At 42.8% G+C, this 19,972-nt stretch carries 17 protein-coding genes and 2 pseudogenes; 4 read left to right on the top strand and 15 right to left on the bottom strand.

Annotated elements, in window-relative coordinates:
* Positions 1-340 precede the first annotated feature (340 nt).
* From R7M72_RS03805 to R7M72_RS03790, 4 genes are all read right to left on the bottom strand, one after another.
* The gene (locus R7M72_RS03805; RefSeq protein WP_318056038.1) at positions 341-1,369 is read right to left on the bottom strand and encodes a methionine synthase; all 1,029 of its coding nucleotides are present in this window, start codon (positions 1,367-1,369) and stop codon (positions 341-343) included.
* Between the two features lie 30 nt (positions 1,370-1,399).
* Positions 1,400-2,374: a DUF1852 domain-containing protein gene (locus R7M72_RS03800; protein ID WP_017821636.1), complete on the bottom strand. Its 975-nt coding sequence runs from the start codon at positions 2,372-2,374 to the stop codon at positions 1,400-1,402.
* 230 nt (positions 2,375-2,604) lie between these two features.
* Entirely contained in the window at positions 2,605-3,372 is a 768-nt protein-coding gene (locus R7M72_RS03795) for a LysR family transcriptional regulator (protein ID WP_230850631.1), read from the bottom strand.
* Between the two features lie 18 nt (positions 3,373-3,390).
* The gene (locus R7M72_RS03790; protein WP_017636061.1) at positions 3,391-3,504 is read right to left on the bottom strand and encodes a LysR family transcriptional regulator; all 114 of its coding nucleotides are present in this window, start codon (positions 3,502-3,504) and stop codon (positions 3,391-3,393) included.
* A 112-nt stretch (positions 3,505-3,616) separates the two neighbouring features.
* On the opposite strand from R7M72_RS03790, the gene eamB reads away from it, so the two are divergent.
* Entirely contained in the window at positions 3,617-4,201 is a 585-nt protein-coding gene (gene eamB, locus R7M72_RS03785; protein ID WP_017636062.1) for a cysteine/O-acetylserine transporter, read from the top strand.
* A 222-nt stretch (positions 4,202-4,423) separates the two neighbouring features.
* On the opposite strand, the pseudogene R7M72_RS03780 reads toward eamB, so the two are convergent.
* From R7M72_RS03780 to R7M72_RS03765, 3 genes and pseudogenes are all read right to left on the bottom strand, one after another.
* Positions 4,424-4,738 (bottom strand): annotated as a pseudogene (locus R7M72_RS03780) (thiamine biosynthesis protein ThiJ); the annotation flags it as partial.
* A 224-nt stretch (positions 4,739-4,962) separates the two neighbouring features.
* Entirely contained in the window at positions 4,963-5,481 is a 519-nt protein-coding gene (locus R7M72_RS03770; RefSeq protein WP_081008358.1) for a leucine-rich repeat domain-containing protein, read from the bottom strand.
* Positions 5,429-5,818: a leucine-rich repeat domain-containing protein gene (locus R7M72_RS03765; RefSeq protein WP_157632409.1), complete on the bottom strand. Its 390-nt coding sequence runs from the start codon at positions 5,816-5,818 to the stop codon at positions 5,429-5,431. Before R7M72_RS03765 ends, R7M72_RS03770 begins: the two co-directional genes overlap by 53 nt.
* 666 nt (positions 5,819-6,484) lie before the next feature.
* Between R7M72_RS03765 and R7M72_RS03760 the strand changes: the two genes are divergently transcribed.
* Positions 6,485-7,492 (top strand): DUF1176 domain-containing protein, encoded by a 1,008-nt coding sequence (locus R7M72_RS03760; RefSeq protein WP_017636065.1) that lies wholly within the window; start codon positions 6,485-6,487, stop codon positions 7,490-7,492.
* A 448-nt stretch (positions 7,493-7,940) separates the two neighbouring features.
* Here R7M72_RS03760 and R7M72_RS03755 read toward each other — a convergent pair whose 3' ends face one another.
* The 5 genes from R7M72_RS03755 to R7M72_RS03735 form a co-directional block, all read right to left on the bottom strand.
* Positions 7,941-8,957, bottom strand: a complete 1,017-nt coding sequence (locus tag R7M72_RS03755) for an IS110-like element ISVpa1 family transposase (protein ID WP_315956431.1) — start codon at positions 8,955-8,957, stop codon at positions 7,941-7,943.
* Between the two features lie 351 nt (positions 8,958-9,308).
* Positions 9,309-10,769 (bottom strand): leucine-rich repeat domain-containing protein, encoded by a 1,461-nt coding sequence (locus R7M72_RS03750; RefSeq protein ID WP_318056037.1) that lies wholly within the window; start codon positions 10,767-10,769, stop codon positions 9,309-9,311.
* Positions 10,766-12,574 (bottom strand): leucine-rich repeat domain-containing protein, encoded by a 1,809-nt coding sequence (locus R7M72_RS03745; RefSeq protein WP_318056036.1) that lies wholly within the window; start codon positions 12,572-12,574, stop codon positions 10,766-10,768. The genes R7M72_RS03750 and R7M72_RS03745 overlap by 4 nt, the downstream gene beginning before the upstream one ends.
* Positions 12,575-13,352: 778 nt before the next feature.
* Positions 13,353-14,423 carry a DUF1176 domain-containing protein gene (locus tag R7M72_RS03740; RefSeq protein ID WP_017633893.1) on the bottom strand — a complete coding sequence of 357 codons (1,071 nt, stop codon included), beginning with the start codon at positions 14,421-14,423 and terminating at the stop codon, positions 13,353-13,355.
* 238 nt (positions 14,424-14,661) lie between these two features.
* Positions 14,662-15,810 (bottom strand): tetratricopeptide repeat protein, encoded by a 1,149-nt coding sequence (locus R7M72_RS03735; protein WP_053304256.1) that lies wholly within the window; start codon positions 15,808-15,810, stop codon positions 14,662-14,664.
* Between the two features lie 739 nt (positions 15,811-16,549).
* Between R7M72_RS03735 and R7M72_RS03730 the strand changes: the two are divergent.
* Positions 16,550-16,908 (top strand): annotated as a pseudogene (locus R7M72_RS03730) (PolC-type DNA polymerase III); the annotation flags it as partial.
* Positions 16,909-16,956: 48 nt separating this feature from the next.
* Positions 16,957-17,094, top strand: a complete 138-nt coding sequence (locus R7M72_RS26290) for a hypothetical protein (protein ID WP_373896867.1) — start codon at positions 16,957-16,959, stop codon at positions 17,092-17,094.
* 89 nt (positions 17,095-17,183) lie between these two features.
* On the opposite strand, the gene R7M72_RS03725 is transcribed toward R7M72_RS26290, so the two are convergent.
* The 3 genes from R7M72_RS03725 to R7M72_RS03715 all read right to left on the bottom strand — a co-directional run bounded on the left by R7M72_RS03725 (position 17,184) and on the right by R7M72_RS03715 (position 19,972).
* Positions 17,184-17,741, bottom strand: a complete 558-nt coding sequence (locus R7M72_RS03725; RefSeq protein ID WP_017633890.1) for a hypothetical protein — start codon at positions 17,739-17,741, stop codon at positions 17,184-17,186.
* 232 nt (positions 17,742-17,973) lie between these two features.
* Entirely contained in the window at positions 17,974-18,666 is a 693-nt protein-coding gene (locus R7M72_RS03720) for an ABC transporter ATP-binding protein (protein WP_213899677.1), read from the bottom strand.
* A 22-nt stretch (positions 18,667-18,688) separates the two neighbouring features.
* The gene (locus R7M72_RS03715; RefSeq protein ID WP_318056035.1) at positions 18,689-19,972 is read right to left on the bottom strand and encodes an ABC transporter permease; all 1,284 of its coding nucleotides are present in this window, start codon (positions 19,970-19,972) and stop codon (positions 18,689-18,691) included.

Raw genomic sequence — 19,972 nt, 5'->3', positions numbered from 1 at the left:
AGCGTGATTCAGGATCTACCCACCGAGTGCTTTGAAGTGCGGAAGTTATCGCTATTTCCTAGCGAGCAGTAAACCGATTCCTAGTCTCATTTAAACTCGCTAGAATGACCCTCTGTTGGAGCAGATCCAATACCTAGGGTTGTGGCGAGCAATGTATCTTCCAACATCCGTCATCCTGAACAGCGAGGGACGAGCGTGATTCAGGATCTACCCACCGAGTGCTTTGAAGTGCGGAAGTTATCGCTATTTCCTAGCGAGCAGTAAACCGACTCCTAGTCTCATTTAAACTCGCTAGAATGACCCTAATTTTAGTTCATGGTGCGGAGCCTAAGTATTAACATCAACCCACCAACTCTTTACGAATGATCTCCGCACCCGCACTTAACGCATTGAGCTTAGCGGTCGATACTTCAAGAGACAAAGGCGCCATACCACAGTTGGTACATGGGTAAAGCTTGTCGGCATCAACGTATTTCAATGCCTCTCGCAGTGTATTCGCCACTTCTTCTGGCGTTTCAATCTCGCTGGTTGCTACATCAATTGCACCAACCATCACTTTCTTACCGCGAATCAACTCAAGCAACTCAATAGGCACTCGCGAGTTATGACACTCAAGCGAGATAATATCGATATTCGACTGCTGCAATTTAGGGAATACTTCTTCGTATTGTCGCCATTCAGTGCCTAGCGTTTGCTTCCAATCCGTGTTCGCTTTGATGCCGTAGCCATAGCAGATGTGCACTGCAGTTTCACATTTCAGCCCTTCAATCGCACGCTCTAAACACGCAATGCCCCATTCGTTCACATCATCGAAGAACACATTGAACGCAGGTTCATCGAATTGAATAATGTCGACACCCGCCGCTTCAAGCTCTTTCGCTTCTTGGTTGAGGATCTTTGCAAATTCCCAAGCCAGCTTTTCACGGCTACCGTAATGATCATCATAAAGTGTGTCGATCATCGTCATAGGGCCTGGCAGCGCCCACTTGATAGGTTGCTTAGTTTGCTGACGCAAGAACTTGGCATCTTCAACAAACACGGGCTTTGTGCGGCTTACTGGGCCAACCACAGTCGGAACACTTGCTTCATAACGGTTGCGAATGGTCACCGTTTTACGGTTTTCAAAATCTACGCCGCTTAAATGCTCAATAAAGGTCGTCACAAAATGTTGCCGAGTTTGCTCGCCATCACTGACGATATCAACGCCTGCCAGTTCTTGTTCTTGCAAAGCGACACGTAGCGCATCGCGTTTGCCATCAATCAGTTCTTCACCTTGCAGTTTCCACGGTGACCAAAGTTTTTCTGGTTCGGCCAGCCAAGAAGGTTTCGGTAAGCTGCCAGCCGTTGAAGTCGGTAATAGTGTTTTCATCGTCATTCCTTTCTAGATTCTCGTTATCTTTTACGCGTAATTTGCAGACCATTGTTCAAGCACAGATTGATAAGGTTTGATGAAATGCTCCTCGGCAAATTTCCCTTGTTCAACTGCCAGTTGGCTGCGCTCTTCTCGGTCGTAAACGATTTGAGTTAGCGAGTGGTCTAGGTTTTTTAAGTTTGGCTGGTAGCAATTACCGGCAACCGCGTTGGCATTGTAAATCTCAGGTCGGTAAATCTTCTGGAATGTCTCCATCGTGCTAATCGTACTGATAAGCTCTAGGTTTGAATAATCGTTCAACAAGTCACCGAAGAAGTAGAATGCCAACGGTGCAACGCTGTTTGGCGGCATAAAGTAGCGCACCTGTAAGCCCATCTTTTTGAAGTACTGCTCCGTCAACGAAGATTCGTTCGGCTGATATTCAAAGCCCAAAACAGGATGTTGGTTTTCGGTGCGTCGATATACCTTGTTGTCCGATACACTCAGACAAATCACCGGCAGCTTTTTGAAATGCTGTTTGTAAGACTCAGAATTAACGAAAGCTTTGAACAGTTTGCCATGCAAATCACCGAAGTTCGCTGGGATGCTGAACTGTGGCTGGTTTTTGTTGTGGTCCAACAGCAAAACGCTAAAGTCGTAATCACGAACGTATGAAGAGAAGTTATTGCCCACAATGCCTTCGATGCGCTCGTTAGTGTTGTGATCAACAATGTTAGTTTTGAGCACTTCAATCGATGGGAAGGCTTCGCCACTACCCTGGATATCCATATCAACGGAGATGATTTCAAGTTCAACGGAGTAGCGGTCACCTTGCGCGTTATCCCAATATGCCAACGCATTAAAACGATTGTCGATCATTCGGAGCGCATTGCGCAGATTCTCTCGGCGGTAGTTTCCGCGAGCCAGATTAGCAAAGTTGGTAGTGATTCGCGTGTTGTCTGATGGTTGGTAATTCTCATCAAAGCGAATGCTTTTGATAGCAAATGTGAAATCGTTATTCATCGTGAGTTGGTATCCTATTTCCTTAGATAAAGCAGACTTTTCCTAACTCTGTGCATGGGGACATTTTTTGTTTTTTGGTTTTCCCAATCGTTAGGTTGCACAGCACTTACGACGAACGGTTCGTACAAAAATGACCGTCGCAGTGCCTAACACCAGAGCAGTCCTTTTTTTATACTTGCTTCACGAGTTGAGTAATATTGGTATTGTTTCACATTGAACATGAAGGAATTTCATGATTTGAGGAAAAAGCCTGTCTCGTGCGTGTTACACATGCAGTCGATAAAGACTTCCATTGCAGGCGTAACACACTTTCCGGCATTGCAGCCACACTGCGGTTTGATCATTTGCGGTGCGTTGGTAAACTCAAGCTCTTGCAGGCTGCCCTCTTGTAGTTCTTTTTCAACAGTGAAGCGAGGCAGAAAAGAGATACCGATATTACTCTCTACACAGTTTTTGATAGTGTTAATACTGCTCAGCTCAATCATGTTATCGATGCTGATGTTTCGCTTTTGGATGATGCTCTCAAAAGTCTTACGGAAAAGGCACTTAGGACCATTGCTGATGAATCCCAAATCAATGTGTTGCTCCCCTTTCTGTAGATCCAACCCTGTTAAAAGCGGCGAAGCAACAAGGACCAACGGCTCTTGTTCAAACTCATGCACCTTGAGTGCATCATCATTACCGACACGATAAAACACACCCAAATCGGCTTTATCAGCAATCAATTCATCACGAATCTTATAGCAGTTTTGTGATTGCAGTGAGAGCCTTACTTTCGGCGCTCGTATTCTGAATTCCTTCAAAACATTGGCCATTTTATAAGCGAGCTGAGTTTCTGCGATTAAAACCTTCAACTCCCCTGTCGGCTCAGAACTCTCTTGTTGTGCCGTGCCTTCAATGTTTTCCATCACTCGTGCGAGCTCATAAACGTACGGAAGGATCTTTTCTCCTGCCTGAGTCAGCACCATTTTTCGGCCGATCTTTTCGAACAACTGCAATGAGAGATCTTGCTCTAACTATTTGATCTTAAAGGTAACTGTCGACTGAGTGCAATAAAGCTTTTGCGATGCTTTAAGAAACGAACCTTCCTCAACAATGGTTTTAAACGTAATGAAACGTTTTAGATTCATGACCAAACTCCTAACTTAATAGTTCAAAAAGTTAAAACTCTTAGTTTAAATGCATTCAATTTTTTAATTGATTAACGCGAAGTATAGTGCACAAAAAACAGGAGAGATAGAGATGAGTGCCATCTACACCGCATTTTTCACCTACGTCATCATTACTTCGATCACGCCGGGTCCCAACAACATTTTGTCGCTCAGTGTTGCAACACAGCACGGGCTAAAGCGATCTACCAACGTCATTTCTGAGATGTTCTGCGGCTATATTGTTTTGATGCTGCTGTGTGGCGTTTTCACTTACCACATGGTCAGCCTGCTTCCTGTGATTACACCTTGGCTCACATGGGTGGGTGCGGCTTACATCATTTGGTTAGCTTGGGGAATCGCGACAAGTGATATCAAAACTACATCAGAAGATTCTGAGGGCATCACTTTCTTGACGGGCTTTGGTTTGCAGTTCGTAAACGTGAAAATCATTCTATACGGCGTAACATCCATATCGACATTCGTGTTGCCTTACACACAAAACATCTACTGGATCTTGGCCACCAGCCTAGTGCTCGCGTTTATTGCTCTAGCCAGCAACTTGATCTGGGCAATTGCAGGCAAACTTCTTCAATCGCAATTCCAGAAATATGGCAAAGCGATCAATATGACCTTAGCGGCGACGCTACTTTACTGCGCGGTACAGTTGTTTGTTTGAGGCTGAGGTTGAGGAGATGAGACGCAGTGATTTCCGCGTCTCGAATTTGTAGATGGAGAAATGGTTGGCTTTGAGTATGCTAACTCAAAGTTGGACAGAAGCTTGTTGAACTTTCTGCTCTATTTTGGCTGACGGTGATTAGGAGAAGTATGGATAGATCCATAAATATAGTTTTTTAAGATATCAAAAATCCACCAAGATGCGCGGTCACTTGACAGTCATTCAATTTATAAGCGCTAAAATACTGAGCAGACGAAATGTTGCTGAAATGAGATTTCCAAATAAGTCGAACTGCCCTGTGGGAGTTAACTGCTCTTGTATGCTTTACGTTTGTTTGAATCACAAAGCCTTTCTGCTACCCAAACGACTAAGTAAATAACTGAAAGGCGTCTCCGACGGTAGCTATATTACCTTCAAAACAAAAGGAAGATCTTAAACATCTCCTCCCGTGCTCTACTGAATAGCTTTTGCATGTGGATCTGTCGTTAATTTTTTACCTTTCAGCAAGCCAAGCTCGTGTAAAAAAGACCCTGCACATTTATGTACTTTCGCCTTTTCGAGACTCATACAAACAAACCGTCAAAAGAACTACTGCCTTTTATTCGGCAGTGCTCGTTTTGTGTGCCTCAATATATATGGTTTCAAGGATAACTTATCAATAGTTGCTATTTACCAGCTGAAGACGACAGCATCCAAAAATAGCTTTAATTCCGCTTAGTTACTACACCAAGATCAAACGCCCATGGGCTAATAGCGCGCACCTAACCAGGAATGATCACACTAGTGATCTCGTTATCAGTAAATGCCTCTTCACCAATGACAGTCACCGAATCTGGAAAGGTTATGCTAGTAAGCTTGTTTCCATCAAATGCCCTCCTCCCAATGGTAAATACTGAGTCAGGTAGAGTTACTCTGGTGAGCTCATTATGGCTAAGTGCCAACTCCCGAATAGTAGTCAACGTGTTTGGAAGGGTTACGTTAGTGAGCTTATTTCCATAAAGTGCCCCCTTCCCAAGAGTAGTCACGGAGTCAGGAACAACGATATCTCTTCTTGCTCCACCGTAGGAAACAACGACCTTTTTGTTCTCAGTTCCATCATCATTACGAGCAAAAATAAAGCCATCTGATGGTATATTGTTTAATGTGGGTAACGCGTTACCATTGAACCCTCCAGCACCGATGGTGGATAACGAATCTGGGAGGGTCACACTATTAAGTTGGTTAAAACTAAACACATTTAACGCTGGTAAGCTTGTTATCGCTAAACGCCCCTTTGCCAATGGCTACCACGGAATCTGGAATGGTCAGGTTGGTGAGCTCATTGTCCTTAAATGCCTCATCTTCAATTGTAGCAACCGAATCCGGTATGGTTACATTAGTGAGTTGGTGACCAACAAACGCGCCTTCACCAATAATGGTCACCGAGCTTGAAATTATGACATCGGTCTCTCTACCGGTATACTCTGCAAGTATTGATTTGTTCTGCGAGCCATCTAATTTTTTAGCATAGACTAACCCTTCCGTTGCATGCTCACAGCCTGTTAGAAGGGCTAGACTAAGCAAGATGCCAAAGATTTGGTCAGTTAGCCTATTGAGTTTTATTCTTGATAATGACATTGCTACTCGCGGGTTTATAATTAGACCGTTATCGGTCTTTCTATGCAAACGCATAAAATGTTCACAGAAATTTAGCTCTACTCAGAGATAAAAGGATGATAACAATACTTTTAATGGATTATCACTCCCAAAAAGATGCTTAGATAGTTTCTCTAACAAAAGAGGCAACTTTGACAAGCCAAACAAGCATATAAAACGCTTAAATCGTGTTGAATTTCATTCTATCGGATAACTTTTTGCAGGGTATTTGATCTAATGAGTATAGGAGCAATAGTTTCCTGTAATAAAGAAAACTGTTGCCTATTTGATCATCCATATTCAAGATGAATATTCATAAGAAGACTAGAGATGGGCAATTTCTGCGGCTATCAAAGTCGAGCTAAAGTCGCGGAAGCGAACAAAAGCTCAGACCAAGCGGAAGTTACGCTCCTCACCCAATTCAATATTATAGGGATGTTCGCACGCAAGCGCCTGAAGGAGCGTAACAGCTGGTAAAACTAATGTATTTCAAGCGATGAGATTGGCTTTAGATTAATCATTATCTACTCCAGTCTGGCTGGAGTAGTTCATGTCAAAAATCGCCTTCGAATAAGTCAAATTAACTTAAATTCAACGCATAGAATCCATCAAACATTCACAGATATATTATCTCAAAGGAATAAGAAAATGCGCTATATTCGTCTAATTATAATCGCATTGAGTGTAGCGATTTTTTCTGTCCAAGCTTTTGACGGAGCTAGGTTTGCTCACAAAGATTGGTATTTGGCATGTGACAATACTGGCACTTGCCGAGCAGCGGGGTACGCGCCAGCTGGTCTTGGCTATGGTATGGCAATGATGTTTAGACGTGAAGCTGGACCTGCAACCCAGATCACGGCAAAGCTTTTTCTGCAGCTACATGATGAGCAGGCGTTGCCAGCAAGTGTGACTTTGTTGATTGACAACCAAGACCTCGGCCCAATCTACACAGATAAAACGAGTCAGCTGAGCGCCATGCAAGTACAGGCATTATTGGCGGTGGTTACTACTAACGCGGTAATTGAAGTAGGCGCTGGAAAGCAGCGCTGGCGCATTTCGAACAATGGCGCCAGCGCTGTGTTTCGCAAAATGGATGAGTATCAAGGGCGTAGCAACACACCATTTGCTGTGGTTGCCAAAGGTAAACAATCTGAGAACGAAGTACCACCCGCTAAAGTACCACCAAGTTTGACTGTGCAAGCACCGCTATCAAACGCTGTTACCCTTGAAATCGGTTCGTCAGCTTATAATGAGGTGTTACAGTTGCTGACCACTAATGTGCCAGCATCTGAGTTGGATTTCGAACTCCAGAGCGCATCACTTGAAACTGCAGAGCTGGGTCAGGGTAAACGATTTATTGGTGCTTGTTGGCTTATGGCTTACAACGCGCTTTGCAACCATTGGTTAGCGGATAAAAATGGCCCCAATCAGTTGGTTGCATTGGACAGTGATGGTTTTTATATAGATGGTATGGCGCGCCAAGACCGCAAGGGACGAGGATATGGCGATTGCTGGGAAAGTCAGGCATGGGTGTTTGATGGGCAATCTATGGTACCCACTTTGATATCCAGCACGGGTCCATGCCGAGGTATTGCCGGCGGTATTGACCCTATGCCGACCTACATCACTGATGTAACTTTTCCTTCTAAGCAATAATTTTGTAAATGAGGTGAGTTTAAATGTCGATCTTGGTGGCGGCTTGCTAAGTTGTTCGCATCAATAAGCGGTGGAGTATAAAAAAGGATTACTTTCAGTAGGGTAAGTACATGCGGCCTCTGTTTTATAGGGTTAAGATTCTAAGCGATTTGGGGGCATTTTCAAGCTAGAAAATACCACGTGTTAAAATTCAGATCGTGATATTTCTGGACAAATGTATGGTACGCCCCGTTTTGCAAGTGAAAAATCCAAATAACGGCGTTGGTTTGCGCTAATGTATTCAGAGTCTAATTGGGACACTGATTAGTTAGCCCCAGCTCTACGATGAGATCCGCGCCAGATTGTCCTCAAAAACGTGAAAGCACTCTAGTTGCTGTTCTGTCCATCAGGTCTTCAATCTGGTGGTCTAACCGTTTTGTCATCTTTCATTACCATATGCAAATCTAGATTAAACTCTTAATTCAAAGGGCTTGTGACTTGTCATTACTGACCATGCAATCCTCGCTAGCTTATTTGCTAACGCAACTAGAGCAACATTAAAAGGCTTTCGACGTTTCAAATCTAATAACCATGAAACGAAATAGCGTTCAGCAGTTTCTTCCCTCCACATCACTGCTCGTGCGGCATGAACAAAGAGTTCTCTCAGCTCTTTATTTCCTCGCTTTGAAATTCCCAGCATCCGTTGTTTCCCTCCAGTCGAGTACTGGAATGGTACAAGTCCGATCCACGCTGCAAAGTTTCTACCATTAGAAAAATCTGAAGGTTTTCCAACACACGATAAACAGCAAGATGCAGTCATGGGACCCACACCTGGTATCGTTTGAAGTAAAGCGTAAAGTTCATCTTCGGAACTCAGTTTTTCTATTTTTCGGTCTTGCTCTTTTATCCGTTCATTCAGTTGATTGTAATAGTCGAGCTGATTTTGTAGTTCCTGAACCAATAACGGAGGGATCGGTTCTTTGTTGTCCGCTAACCATTGAAACAGCTTTTTCATGTTTGCATGACCCCGTGGAAAGCTGATGCCAAACTCTATTAACATCGAACCAATACGGTTCATCGTTGCTGTCCTCTCCCTAATATAACCAGTTCTAACACGCCGAATAACGACGCCTACTTGAGCCTGCTCACTCTTTGGAGAAACGAACCTCATATTAGGTCTTGTAGATGCCTCAGCAATAGCAGCTGCATCGATAAAGTCATTCTTATGAGCTTTAACGTAAGGTTTTACATATTGAGGTGGGATAAGTTTAACTTGATGCCCGTATTCTTGGCATTTTCTTGCAAGCCAGTGAGCACCACAGCAAGCCTCCATTGCTATCAATGTTGGTTCATGCACAGAGATAAACTGTAGTAATTTACTTCTAGATAATTTGTGCCGATATTGTTCACGACCACTATAATCGTGGCCAACTAGATGAAAAGTAGACTTACCTAAATCGATTCCAATAACTTTGATTGCCGACATGATGGCACCTCCCAATATTCAGCGACATAGCTGAGTGTAGTGCAGGTGTGGGGCGTACCATCTTATTAACGTCTTTAGGAAAATTGAATATAAGCAACTATCAAATAACTACAGGTGTGGCAACATGAGTTTGGAAGTGCTAGTGCGATGAGCGAAATCGCAATAGTAAAAAGGCTTTGTTTAGATACAGATTATTAAATACCATTACTTTAAATACCTAGACAAGGATGTTGCACGTAGACCTCTGTCGTCATAAGAGAGCCTTCAAAAACAACATCTGATGAAAACACCATTCTCCAAAAACTTTGTGTACTGCCACATATTAAAATTGCAACAGCACACAAAATAGTGTTAATACCAGTGAATATCTACACCTTCATCAAACGCTATCAAACCATTGTGGGTCGCCAAAGATGGAATAGTCACACTGGTGAGTTCATTGCCAGCAAACGCTTCACTTTGAATATCGAACACTGATTCTGGGATAGTTACGCTGGTAAGTCGGTTATTCCGGAACGCTTTATAACCAATGAAGGACACTGAACTTGGTATAGTCACCTTAGTGATCTTATTATCAGCAAACGCCTCCGGTGCAATGGTATTTACCGAATCTGATATAGTTACGCTAGTGAGATTATTGTTACTAAATACCCCATGGCTAATAGTGGAAACCGATTCTGGGATGGCCACACTGATAAGTTCATTGCCAGCAAACGCCTCACGCCCAATGGTGGTAACCGAATCTGGGATGACCACACTGGTTAGTTCGCTGCTAGCAAGCGCCCTACGCTCAATGATGGTCACCGTATCAGGAATAACAACTTCTTTTCTTGCCCCACCATAGGAAATAACAACCTTCTTATTCTCGGTGCCATCCTCATTACGAGCAAAAATAAAGCCATCTGATGGTGCATTATTAACTGTGGATAGTGCATTGCGATTAAATGCACCTAAGCCAATAGTAGTCAACGAATTTGAGAGGGTCACGTTGACAAGCTGGTTGTCAGAAAACGCAGCCTCTCCGATAGTTCTTACTGAATCTGGAATGGTCAAATTGGTGAGTTTATTATTACTAAACGCCCTATCCTCAATAGAGGTCACAGAATCTGGGATAGTTACGCTAGTCAGTCGGTTGTTCCGAAACGCCTCATTCTCAATGGTATTCACTGAATAAGGTATAGTCACATTGGTGAGCTTGTTGTAAGCAAACGCCTTTTCACCAATGGTCGTCACCGAATCAGGCATAGTCACACTGGTGAGCTCATTATCAGAAAACGCGCCACGCTCAATAGTGTTTACCGAATCTGGAATAACAATTCCTTTTCTTGAACCACCATAGGATACGACAACCTTCTTGTTCTCTGTGCCATCATCATTACGAGCAAAAATAAATCCATCTGATGCCGCATTGTTAACTGCAGATATTACATTACCATTAAACGCTCCATTACCAATAATGGTCACAGAATCCGGGATAGTCACGCTGATGAGCTGGTTGTTAGAAAATGCAGCCCCCTCAATAGTGTTCACGGAATCTGGGATAGTCAAACTGGTGAGTTTATTATCACTAAACACCTTCCAACCAATAATGGTCACCGAATCTGGAATGATCAAATTGGTTAAATTATTGTAACTAAATGCTTCCCACCCAAGAATATTCACGGAATCTGGGATAGTCACACTGGTGAGTTCATTGCCAGAAAAGGCCCGATGTCCAATGGTGGTTATCGAATCTGGAATGGTCACGTTGGTGAGCCTGTTGTGAGCAAACGCATCATCCTCAACGGTAGTTAAAGAACTAGGTATAGTCACACTGGTGAGCTCGTTATCAGCAAACGCCCCTGGCCAACGGTGGTCACCGAATTTGGAATGTTCACACTAGTAAGCTCATTATCAGCAAATGCCCTCTCACCAATGGTGGTTACCGAATTTGGAATGGTCACACTAGTAAGCTCATTATCAGCAAATGCCCTCTCACCAATGGTGGTCATCGAATCTGAAATGGTTACACTAATGAGCTTGTTGTCAGCAAACGCCCCTTCACCAATGGTGGTCACCGAATCTGGAATGGCCACACTGATGAGCTTGTTACCAGCAAACGCCCCTTCACCAATGGTGGTCACCGAATCTGGAATGGTCACACTGATGAGCTTGTTACCAGCAAACGCCCCTTCACCAATGGTGGTCACTGAATCTGGAATGGTCACACTGATGAGCTTGTTACCAGCAAACGCCCCTTCACCAATGGTAGTCACTGAATCTGGAATGGTCACACTGATGAGCTTGTTACCAGCAAACGCCCCTTCACCAATAGTAGTCACCGAATCTGGAATAGTCACACTAGTGAGCGCGTTATCAGCAAACGCCTCCTCACCAATAGTGGTCACCGAGTCTGGAATGGTCACGCTGGTAAGTTTGTTGTGAGCAAACGCATTATCCCCAACAGTAATCACAGAACCTGGGAGCGTTACACTAGTGAGCTCATTGTAAATAAACGCATAGTCTCCAATAGTAGTTATCGAATCTGGAAGGGTTATGCTAGTGAGATTATTATGACCAAACGCGCTCTTATCAACGGCAGTCACCGAATCTGGAAAAGTCACACTGGTAAGATTGTTGCCCTCAAACATACCGAAACCAATGGTAGTCACCGAATCAGGAATAACAATCTCCTTTCTCCCTCCGCCAAAGGAAACAACAACCTTCTTGTTGTCAGTACCATCATCATTACGAGCAAAGATTATGCCATCTGATGGCGCATTGTTGAATGTGGATATTGCATTACCATTAAACGCATTAGAACCAATGGTGGTCACCGAATCTGGGATAATCACGCTGGTGAGATAGTTGTCAGAAAACGCTGAACCCTCAATAGTCGTCACAGAGTCTGGGATGGTCACACTGGTAAGTGTATTGCCAGTAAATGCCCCCCAACCAATAGTGGTTACCGAATCAGAGAGACTCACGTGGGTGAGGTTGTTGTCAGCAAACGCAACTTTTCCTATGGTGGTCACTGAATTAGGTATAGTCAGGCTGGTGAGTTTGTTTCGAATAAACGCGTCATCCTCAATGGTGGTCACAGATTCTGGTATAGTCACGTTGTGGATCTCATTATCGGCAAACACACTCTCGCCAATAACGGTCACCGAATCTGGAAGGATCAGGCTAGTAAGCTCGTTGCGTTCAAACGCACTATCCCCAATAGTGGTCACAGAATTTGAAAGGGTCAGGCTAGAGAGCTTGTTTCCATAAAATGCTTCCTTACCAATGGTTGTTACCGAGTCTGGAATGATCAAGCTAGTTAGTTCGTTGTGTTGAAACGCCCAATCACCAATGGTAGTCAACGAATTTGAAAGGGTCAGACTAGAGAGCTTGTTTCCATTAAATGCATCCCTACCAATGGTGGTCACGGAATTTGGAATAGTCACATTGGTCAAATTGTTGTAACTAAACGCACTCGCACCAATAGTAGTCACTGAATCAGGGATAGTCACGCTGGTGAGCTTGCTACGTCTAAACGCATCACGCCGAATAGTAGTTACCGAATCTGGGATGATGACATCTGTTTCGCTACCATTATAGTCAATAATTACTGACTTGCTTTTTGTGCCATACACCAACCCTTCTGTTGCTTTTTCACAGCCAGTAAGAAAGGTTAAACAGAGCAAACTGCCCAGGGTCGGGCAGATTACCCTCGTGAATCTTGTTATTGATAATGACATACCTGTTCTCAGATTTATATTTATTTTCTGTGCGAATGCATAAAACATTCACATACGGTCAGTTTTATCTTGGGTTAAGAGGATGATAGCAATACTTATTGCGACTTATCATTCCCAACAAGTTGTTTAAACAATTTCACTACTAAAAGAAGCGGTTTGACAAGCAAAACAACTATATAAAAGGCTTAAATCTTGTTAAGTTTCATTCTATCGCAGTATTTTCGTAGTATAAAACACACGCTTTTAGACTTTTTAGATTATTTAATCTAACGAATTTGGGGTAGAGCCCTCTTAAAACCATCACATCCACAAAGTACCACGAGCAAAATTAAGCTTGAGGGGCGAGCCGGCATAAAAGTTGAAATAGGAGTAAAGAACCTCATCAAAAGAGCTTTTGGTATAGTTCCTGATTTCGCAAACTTTACACCGAATTGATTATATATTGGATGTATTTTTTATCTGACTATAGCTACGCCTTATCGAAGCTAGGAACGCACAAGAAGAGTTTTATGTAATTTATACTTCACAAACAATTTCTCGTAGGTATTTGTGATAGGGTCTACCGTTTTTTAGTACCAGAATTGTTACAAGTCAGACAGCAATTATTGCTTTTAAACTCAGAACCTTAAAAAGCCCTGAGCAGAAGTGCTAGAACAGTAACTTAAAAACATAGCTATTTATTCAAATCTTGTGTAGTAACCACTTCGCTTACCCAAATAGGCATGAAGTCAATGCCTCCAGCGGCAATACCACGGCACAAACCTGTATTACCATAACTCGCACGAACCATTTGTTTGCCATCAAACAACCAGCTTTCAAAGCTCCAGCAATCCCCCAATCCTCGGTCTTTATGAGCGGAGGAAACAATGCCGTCAGAATAGTCATTACCATAGATGTTAAGACGTTTAGGCACAGCAGCATCGCCTTCTCCCAACAACCAATAACTTGAACCATAGTTATAAGCCGCCATCCAACAGGACGCCTCAATCAATGATTGGCCATTATTAAGCTTTGCAATAGCAATTGACGGTGTTTCTTCAAACAGTCTATGGCACTCGGAACTGTCTCCGTTAGACTGATAGCTAGCACGAAGCTGTGGTAACAATTTGGCATATTGGGCAGATTCTGGCTCAAGTGATTTCATCATTGCATCGCCGCCAACATTCACAAGTGTGGGGATAGCCACAGCAAGATTCACCCTAGACTCAGCGCCTTGACCTTTTGCGACAATAGCAAACGGAGTATTCTGGCGCCCCTGATATTCATCCATCCTACGAAACACGGCACTGGCACCGCTACCAGACAGTACCCATTTAGTTTTACCATCACCAATTTCAATAAGTGCATCTTTAGTCACTACTGCAAGAATGGCCTGAACCTGCATGGATGTCATGGCGTCATGCTGTATCGGGCCCAACTCTAGGCCATCGATATAAAGATTTATCTGCTCAGGCCAATGGTCAAAATCAGATTCATCCCCTAAATACACTTTGCCCGTTACTGACGCTGCAGGACCCGCTTTACGAGTAAACATCACAGCAACAGGATTGAGACTGCCAATATTTGAATAGCCAGCCGCCCGGCAGGTCCCTGTATTATCACAAGCTAGATACCAATCTTTGTGTTGAAAACTCTCTCCCTCAAAAGCGCTGACAGAAAAAGCTACCAAACCCAATGTACATATTGTACTTCTAATACAGAGCATTAGCATATTCCTCCAGTTCAGTTTTAATGAATAAATCATTGTGCCTCCTTTGCTACTTCTATTTACCAGTATTAAAAATTCCGTATTCTTATGAAAACATCAATTTAGAATTATTTATTAGAGCGAACCAGAAAACAAATTTAGTCAGTTACCCCAGTTCATCAATAGTTAAAGGAGTGGTTCCATATTTTTTAGGAATTAACTTTCTTCGCTCCATTAATAAATGATAATAAACAACCATAATAAATTATTAAGTGGATTTAATTTTCATAATTACTCACCTATATATAGTACCTTTTTCTCCCATTTTATAACCTAAAGTAAAACCCAAACTTTTAACAGGCTTTACTTTATAACTCTGAGCCGAACGTAGTGCTTTATCTATATCTTTTTTCGTTAGTTTTCCAGAGATTTCTTTGAACTGTTTTTCTGCGTCTGGATGTTTGTTTTTTTTTGCCCAGTAAGACCATTTAAACGCTTCAATTAAATTCATCATCCCATTTTCATCATCACGATATAATTGCGCAAAGCCAAATTGAGAATATGGGTCATTGTATTTAACCCCCACGGAATACCACTCTATTGCTTTATCTATATTCTTATCGCAACCCAGGCCATATTGGTACATATATCCAATTTTCCCCATCGCAACGCTTGAACCTTCGTTTACTGCACTATAGTATTTTTGGATGGCTTCTTTATAATTTACAATGTTGTACTTAGTTGATGAATAAATGTCACCAAGTAAAACTAATGCGTAGTGATCCTTCTTGTTGGCAGCAGTCTTAAGCCACTTAAGAGCCTCGTTGAAATCGTAATGGTCACCATCCAGATAAGTGTGTCCAAGAAGAAGCATTGCGTCCGTGTCATTCTGATCTGCTGCCTTGTGTAGCCAATGCATCATCATTTTAGGGTTAGAGTACTCTTTGTCCATAGTATAAATCGCCGCAAGAGTTTTTTGCGCTTCTAAATCTCCAGACTCTGCTGCAATCGTGTGCCATCTCAACATTTCTGCTGAATCTCGACGAAAGTGTCCGTTTCCTTCATAGATTATGCCTAAAATAGCAGCGCAATCTACTTCTCCGTCAGCATATGCTTCCGTCAACCATTTGCTAGCTAACCGCCAATCCTTTTTAAATTTTTCACCACTAAAATACAGGTAGCCAAGTTCTTTCTTTGCCTCCGAGCTTCCCTTCAACGCTGCCTTCGTTAACCAATTTACTACTAGCTTTTTATTATACTTAACACGCCTTCCATGATAGTAACGTCTCGCTAAGATAATTTGAGCCACACTAGACCCCTTTATCGCTAAGTATTTAAGAATATCAATCGGCAACGCAACAACAAGTAATTTATAAATAATATTGAATGTTATTTTTAGCCTGAACATAACTCTTTGCAATAAATTAACATCACGTTTTTTCATTGTTATCTAAATTTCTCCAAGGTTAAATCCTCCGAACTTCATATCAAATTTAATAGTTATTAGTAATATTGAACTTCAATGTTTACTTGTATTTTTGTTCAATTTGGTAAATACAGGTAAGCATCAGTCGATGATAACCAAAAATTGACCGTGTTTGTGTTGGTTTCACTATGCAAGATAACTTTTTTTCAGGCAAAAACACGTCAGCAACATATAAGTGAGTAAAAACACTCTGTAGAAAAGAAACACTATTGAGCTAGAAAGTACAACGGGTAAAAATACAATCGTGTTTGGTGTACCACCAGCACACCTCTGAATATGTATTTGTAACTTTTTCAAATTTAGTAAGTCATGATATTGCAACGTTATTTGTGGACACCAGCGTAATGGTTAAGATTGCACCTTTTAAAAGGTATGATCAAAGTGGGTAAGTGCCGTTTCATTAAAAAGCACAGAGTAATCATTGCTGCCCAGATATCAGGATAACCCCGCCACCCAAAAACGTAACTTTGAACAGACAAATACCACAGTGAGAGTTTGAATCGCCTTAGGTTACATTTTATGAGGGCAAACGAACGCACCAGATTTTGTAAGGTGTTTTATCTAGTGGGCAAGCTAACATTCAATTTCTAACTGAGCTTCCGTAAGTTTCTCTCACTACTAAAGCTTCTCCTCCTCCTTCCCTTTTCCCACACTTTCAACGATACTCTTGCGCCTTATTGTTCAGTTGGAAAACTTCATGCCTCAAGCTAACTCCGTTGTCGTACTCGACTTTGAAACCACAGGTCTGTCTCCGAATATGGGTGATCGCGCGATTGAAATCGGTGCGGTTAAGATCGTTGATGTTGAGGTGATCGATAGTTTTCAGCAACTTATGAATCCTGGCTTTCGTGTGAGCTCATCCATTGAAGTTTACACAGGCATTACCAATAACATGCTGCGCACAACGCGTCGTTCGATAAGCGCTTTCTGGATGCGGAACTGGAGCGAATTAACTGCGGTTATTCTGGCAAGTTCGCGTGTTCTTTATTGGTGGCACAACGCCTTATTCAAGATGCGCCGTCACACAAGTTGGGTGAGTTGGTTCGTTATAAGAACATTGAAAACGACGGTGTATTCCACCGCGCGTTAGCCGATGCACAGGTAATGGCAAAGCTTTGGTTACTGATGGTGGAAGAGCTTGAACAATCGGGCATAGCAGCGCCAAGCTTCAAGCTTATGCAAACGGTAAGTAAGACAGCAAAAGGAAAACTGGAGCAGTTGCTCTCTAAAAATCGGTTTTAACCACACGAGATATAAACAAAAGTCGATTACTTTTGATAGGAATCGGATTATTAAATATAGAAAGTGATTGCTTACATTAAAGTCTATTTTTATGTATTTAATAACAATTGTTTAGTGCCATTTAATCTCAAAATTTTGTTTGCCAGCTTTATTAGTCCTGGAAGGTGAATCATTTGTAATAAACTTGGAACTGAAAACATCAAAACAGCTTTCAATAGATTCCAAATAACATCGTAATCACCAGGAGTAAATTTAAAAGCTGACATTAATAAAGCCAGAACAATAAATGCATAACAAAAATTTTGAACAAACTCATCAGGATACCAAGAGTACGTTATTTTCGTTTTATTTTTATCTTGTCCTAGTTTACATCGAAGCTCCCCACCAATCTCTCGTCCTGCAACAATTGAGCTGAAGTTTATAAACTCACGAGTATTGAATAACCGGTCTTGATGTGCTTCAGAACTTCGAGAAGTTTTTCTTTTTACTATTAAGATATTTTCCTTTTTCTTAGTCAAGTAAGCACCTTCACTAGGATTATTCTCATTTAAATAAAAATAGTCAGTATTTTTTAACCTAGAAAGAATCTCTTCCATTGATTCTTCGCTATACTTTTCGCTTCTATAAAGTGCGTGGTTTATATTCATTACAATCTTGTAGCCTTGTGGGAACCAAATTTCACATCAACTAACTATCAAAACAGTTAGCAATTCAAATCAAGATGTAAATTCTAAACAAGGCTGACTAAAACACCACTTCCAAAGTGACCATTTTCATAGGCGAATTACCTTTATTTTAGTAAAGCTCCAAACTGTGAATATCACTCCGGCACCCTATCCGAAATTACCTTTATTTTAGTAAAGCTCCAAACTGTGAATATCACTCCGGCACCCTATCCGAAATTACCTTGCCGTCTTTGATGGTGATGATGCGTTTAGTGCGCTCTGCCAGAGCGTTATCGTGCGTCACGATGATCAATGTTCTGCCTTCGGCGTGGAGTTGGTTGAACAGAGCTTCGATCTCAGCACCAGATTTTGAATCGAGCGCGCCGGTTGGCTCGTCAGCTAGGATGATTTGCGGATCGTTGACCAAGGCTCTTGCAATCGCAACTCTCTGCTTTTGACCACCAGAAAGCTGGTTTGGTTTATGGTCTAAACGATCCCCTAGCCCGACTTGCTCTAGCAATTTAGCTGCGCGCTGGCGACGTTCTTTGGCTTTGATACCAGAGTAAACCAACGGCAGTGCCACGTTATCAAGCGCCGTCGCGTATTCCAATAAGTTAAAGCTTTGGAAGACAAATCCGATCTTTTGGTTACGAATGCCAGCCAGCTCATTCGCACTTAAACTTGCGACGTTTTGGCCGCCAAGTTGGTACTTGCCATCGGTGGGCTTATCTAAACAGCCGAGCATGTTCATCAACGTTGATTTGCCTGAACCGGACGGGCCAAGAATCGAAAGAAACTCACCTTGATTAATGGTTAAGTCAACGCCGTCTAGCGCGCGAACTTCCGCCTCCCCGCTTGAGTAGTATTTACAGATGTTGGTCAGCTCAACAAGCGGCTTGTTCGACATGTTCTTTCCAGAGTTATTGTTGTTATTCACTTTGTAGCGCCTCCAACGGGCTGACTTTTGCGGCTCGGTTTGCAGGTAACCATGCAGATGCCACACCAATGATCACTAAGGTGAGGATGACAATCGCGACAACGACCCACGACAACTCAGGGACAGGTTTACCCAGTTGTTCATAAAAAGCATTGCCCTCTAAAGGAATGGAACTGATGGCAGACACCAGCGCGTACGTCACGGCTAACCCAAACGCCCCCCCCATCATCATTGTCAATAAAGACTGTACTAAATAGTGCATGCGAATAGCCGTTGGGGTTGCACCGACTGCCATGCGCACACCGATATCACGCGTAGATCGCTTTACGGTGGCATACATCACATTGGCGATGCCAACACCAGCAACAGCTAACGTCACGAAGCCGATAATGCCAAGGAAACTCTGCAAACCTATCAGAAACTGCTGCATACTCTTTTGCTTAAGGAACATATCATCGACTTGGACGACCTGTTCATCACTGACACTTGCCCCGTGTTTACGGGCAATCACTTGCCTGATCGTCTTTGCTAAGGCTTCTCGGTCTACATCCGCTTGTGGCTGCACATTGATGCCACCAATTTCACCGTTGACATGAAATCGCTTCCACGTCGCTAACGGCACAAAGCTGGAATAGTTGATAAGATCCCCCAGTTCTATTTGGGCGCTGTTTTTCTCCAATACGCCCACAACGGTGAACTCCTCATTGCCGATTTTTACCTTTTTCCCCACAGGGTTGACTTGCAATGTGGCTGTCGCAAACCAACTAAAGTCCTCATTCGGGTTGAATAAGTCGGCTGCCAGTTCATAACCCAGTACAACGACTTTGCGCGTCTCTTTTTGATCGAGTGGGTTTAACCATCGCCCCCCCGCCATCGGCACCAAATTGGTCATGGATTGAAACTCGCTCGTGACCGCTAACGGCTCTTGCCACGAGCTTCTGTCACCAACGGTGATGCGCTCTTTCCACTTCGCCGTTGGCGCAACGCTTTTTACATCGGGTAACGCTCGAACGACCTCTGAATCGTCCATTTTTAGTGTCAGAAACTTACCTTGGTGAAAAGCACCGTGGTCGACGGTGGCCAGCCCTCCGGTCAAATAAATCAAGTTGCCGTTACCATTTTGTGCGGTTTTCAATACGCCCTGACGAATACCCTCACCTACCGCCAACATAGCAGCGATACAAAGGGTCGCCCACGCTACTGCTAGAATGGTCAAACCCAGTCTCAGCTTTTCTGCGGCCATTTCTTGGAAAATTTGTCTCATCGGTAACAACAT

The organism is Vibrio sp. YT-18 (assembly GCF_033337345.1).
In the GTDB taxonomy this organism is placed as follows: domain Bacteria; phylum Pseudomonadota; class Gammaproteobacteria; order Enterobacterales; family Vibrionaceae; genus Vibrio; species Vibrio alginolyticus.
This window is presented reverse-complemented; position numbering and strand designations above follow the sequence as displayed.

What these genes read in the sequence shown, in the direction of transcription:
- R7M72_RS03805 (WP_318056038.1), bottom strand. Translation starts at nt 1,369, where the DNA reads ATGAAAACACTATTACCGACTTCAACGGCTGGCAGCTTACCGAAACCT.
- R7M72_RS03800 (WP_017821636.1), bottom strand. Translation starts at nt 2,374, where the DNA reads ATGAATAACGATTTCACATTTGCTATCAAAAGCATTCGCTTTGATGAG.
- R7M72_RS03790 (WP_017636061.1), bottom strand. Translation starts at nt 3,504, where the DNA reads ATGAATCTAAAACGTTTCATTACGTTTAAAACCATTGTTGAGGAAGGT.
- eamB (WP_017636062.1), top strand. Translation starts at nt 3,617, where the DNA reads ATGAGTGCCATCTACACCGCATTTTTCACCTACGTCATCATTACTTCG.
- R7M72_RS03765 (WP_157632409.1), bottom strand. Translation starts at nt 5,818, where the DNA reads ATGTCATTATCAAGAATAAAACTCAATAGGCTAACTGACCAAATCTTT.
- R7M72_RS03760 (WP_017636065.1), top strand. Translation starts at nt 6,485, where the DNA reads ATGCGCTATATTCGTCTAATTATAATCGCATTGAGTGTAGCGATTTTT.
- R7M72_RS03755 (WP_315956431.1), bottom strand. Translation starts at nt 8,957, where the DNA reads ATGTCGGCAATCAAAGTTATTGGAATCGATTTAGGTAAGTCTACTTTT.
- R7M72_RS03740 (WP_017633893.1), bottom strand. Translation starts at nt 14,423, where the DNA reads ATGATTTATTCATTAAAACTGAACTGGAGGAATATGCTAATGCTCTGT.
- R7M72_RS03735 (WP_053304256.1), bottom strand. Translation starts at nt 15,810, where the DNA reads ATGAAAAAACGTGATGTTAATTTATTGCAAAGAGTTATGTTCAGGCTA.
- R7M72_RS26290 (WP_373896867.1), top strand. Translation starts at nt 16,957, where the DNA reads ATGGCAAAGCTTTGGTTACTGATGGTGGAAGAGCTTGAACAATCGGGC.
- R7M72_RS03725 (WP_017633890.1), bottom strand. Translation starts at nt 17,741, where the DNA reads ATGAATATAAACCACGCACTTTATAGAAGCGAAAAGTATAGCGAAGAA.
- R7M72_RS03720 (WP_213899677.1), bottom strand. Translation starts at nt 18,666, where the DNA reads ATGTCGAACAAGCCGCTTGTTGAGCTGACCAACATCTGTAAATACTAC.
- R7M72_RS03715 (WP_318056035.1), bottom strand. Translation starts at nt 19,972, where the DNA reads ATGTTGTTACCGATGAGACAAATTTTCCAAGAAATGGCCGCAGAAAAG.